3 protein-coding genes are annotated in these 2,804 nt (G+C 57.6%); 2 read left to right on the top strand and 1 reads right to left on the bottom strand.

The genetic code is table 11. The features are described from left to right. On the bottom strand, positions 1-396 hold a 396-nt coding region (locus tag G113_RS19680; protein ID WP_005912253.1), incomplete at its 3' end, for an MFS transporter. A 170-nt stretch (positions 397-566) separates the two neighbouring features. Between G113_RS19680 and G113_RS19675 the strand changes: the two genes are divergently transcribed. Then, positions 567-1,445: a LysR substrate-binding domain-containing protein gene (locus G113_RS19675; protein ID WP_005912252.1), complete on the top strand. Its 879-nt coding sequence runs from the start codon at positions 567-569 to the stop codon at positions 1,443-1,445. Positions 1,446-1,844: 399 nt separating this feature from the next. Next, positions 1,845-2,804: threonine--tRNA ligase (locus G113_RS19670; protein WP_005912250.1), on the top strand; the 960-nt coding region annotated here is incomplete at its 3' end.

The raw sequence follows: 2,804 nt of genomic DNA, 5'->3' as shown, positions 1-2,804 counted from the left end.
CACGCCATCCCGAAATTGATTGGACAAGATGGCGATCTGGCAGATCAGCATCATCGCAGCACTCAATCCCTGGAGAAAGCGTGCCACGATCAACACGGCGGCGCTGTCGGCCAGTCCACAGATGAGCGACGTGACGCCGAAGGCAAGAATGCCGATGGTGAAGATGCGTTTACGACCGTAACGGTCGGCCAGGGTGCCAACGCCCATCAGGATGGTCGTCATCGCAATGGTATAGGCAGCCATGATCCATTGGAGCTGCCGGAAACTGGCTCCCATGGCCTGCTCTATGGTGGATAGAATGGGTGGGACGCTGGAAATCTCCAGTCCCAGCATCAACGCGGACAGACAGACGGCAGCCAGGGCAAAGGAGCCTTGGCGTCTTGGTGACAGTGTCATGGGGTACCTTCAAATGATGGGAACATGGGGAGCCTGTTAGGCGCCACCTCAAGACCGGGTTGCACGCAAAAAAGACACGTACGACACCTAGATGAAGGATGTTAGGGAATACAGCACTATTGCTCAATGGTATGGTTGGGTATATCAGAGACAACAATTTTGGATGATTCATGACTCGACGGGTGCTTGATGTGGAGTCGGTGCTGGCGTTCGTCACCATCGCCGATTTCCAGAGTTTCACCAGAGCCGCTGAGGCCCTGGGGACGACCCAGGGCGCCATCAGCGTGAAATTGAAGCGCCTGGAGGATCGACTCGGCTACAAACTGCTCGAACGCACCCCCAGGCTGGTGCGGCTGTCGGCGCAGGGCAGTGTCTTTCTCAATCCGGCCCGTGAGTTCATTGCCGCCCATGACCGCGCCATGGCCGCGCTGGTTTGCGAAAGCCGACGCTTTCGGTTGGGCATTGCCGAGCATGTGGCGGGGCCCGAGATCCCGTTGTTGTTGGCACGGCTCAGCGAGCGCGATCCCGCCCTGACTATCGAAGTGCGGCTGGAGAATTCCCGCAGTTTGCTCAACGCCTTTGACGAAGGGGCGCTCGACGCTGTGATTGTCCGCCAGGAAGATGATCGCCGCAGTGGTGAAGATTTGGGGCCGGAGCACTTTGGCTGGTTTGCCGCTCCCGGGTTCTATCATCAGCCAGGGAAACCGGTACGGCTGGCCGCTCTCGCACCTTGTTGTGGTGTGCGCGACATCGCCATTCGAGCACTGAATAGTGCCGACCTTGAGTGGAGTGAAGTCTTTGTTGGCGGAGGTCATTCGGCCGTCATGGCCGCCGTGTCGGCCGGGCTGGCGGTCGCTGCGTTATCTTGCCGTCTGGCGCCACCCGATGCGGTGGAAGTAGGGCAGCGTCTGGGCCTGCCCGCGTTGCCCTCGTCGAGGATCATGCTCCATTCGACGCTGACGGATCACCGCTCGCGCGATGCCCTGCGGACACTGGTTGCTGTGTATCGGGAGCACCGCGTGCCAGTGCATGCCAGTGTGGCATTCTGAACATGGCCCTCTGTCGGGGGGCTCCCATCGCTCTCGCTGGGGTGCCCGCATCTTCTGCCCGAGGGTGTCACATGCTTTACTTTTCGCGCTGTGCCAGCGTGATGACGCTGGGTTGATTGTCCATGCCGGGCGCGATGAGCCACATTGTGGCCGCTGAGTCATGGATTATTCTCGACCCCAGATAGCGACCATTCAAACTTGTCTGAGTTGTCACGTCTGATACAATCCTCGACTGATCCCGTTAATTGATAGCCTCGCACAGACACCAACGTGCGTATCACTGCGTGTAGCAGCCGTATTGTGAACGGTGAAACATCAAGGTGGGTTGCTGGATTTTTAAGGGTATTTTCGATCCACACGTGGCCTTTGGTAGGGGTCACCACTGTTAAGGAAGCAATTATGCCAATCATTACTCTGCCTGACGGCAGTCAACGTCAATTTGCCCAGGCCGTTTCCGTCATGGATGTCGCCGCGGACATAGGTCCCGGTCTCGCCAAGGCGTGCATTGCCGGTCGGGTGAACGGTGAACTGGTGGATGCCTGTGAGCTGATCGAAGCAGATGCTCAGCTCTCCATCATCACCGCCAAAGACGAAGAGGGTCTCGAGATCCTGCGCCACTCCTGTGCGCACCTGCTCGGTCATGCCATCAAGCAACTCTGGCCACAGACCAAGATGGCCATAGGTCCGGTCATCGATAACGGCTTCTACTATGATGTCGATCTCGATCATACCCTGACCGAAGAGGATATGGCGGCACTCGAGGCACGCATGCTCGAGCTGGCAGATAAGGATTATGACGTTGTCAAGAAGCGGGTCTCCTGGCAGGAGGCGCGCGACGTGTTCGCGGCCCGTGGCGAGAGCTATAAAGTCGAAATCCTGGATCAGAATATTGCCCGTGATGATAAGCCCGGTCTCTATCATCATGAAGAGTACGTCGACATGTGTCGCGGCCCCCACGTGCCCAACATGCGTCATTGTCACCATTTCAAGTTGCAGAAAATGTCCGGCGCCTACTGGCGCGGCGATTCAAACAACAAGATGCTGCAGCGCATCTACGGCACCGCCTGGGCAGATAAAAAGCAGCTCAAGGCTTACCTGCAACGCCTCGAAGAGGCCGCCAAACGTGACCATCGCAAGATTGGCAAGCAGCTCGACCTGTATCATATGCAGGAAGAAGCCCCCGGCATGGTGTTCTGGCACAACGATGGCTGGACCATCTTCCGTGAGCTGGAAACCTTCATGCGTACCAAGCTGCGTGAGTATGACTATCAGGAGGTGAAAGGCCCCTCCATGATGGATCGCGTGCTGTGGGAGCGTTCAGGCCACTGGGATAAATATGCCCAGGGCATGTTTACCACC

Source organism: Aeromonas molluscorum 848 (assembly GCF_000388115.1).
Taxonomy (GTDB): Bacteria; Pseudomonadota; Gammaproteobacteria; order Enterobacterales; family Aeromonadaceae; genus Aeromonas; species Aeromonas molluscorum.
This window is presented reverse-complemented; position numbering and strand designations above follow the sequence as displayed.

What these genes read in the sequence shown, in the direction of transcription:
- G113_RS19675 (WP_005912252.1), top strand. Translation starts at nt 567, where the DNA reads ATGACTCGACGGGTGCTTGATGTGGAGTCGGTGCTGGCGTTCGTCACC.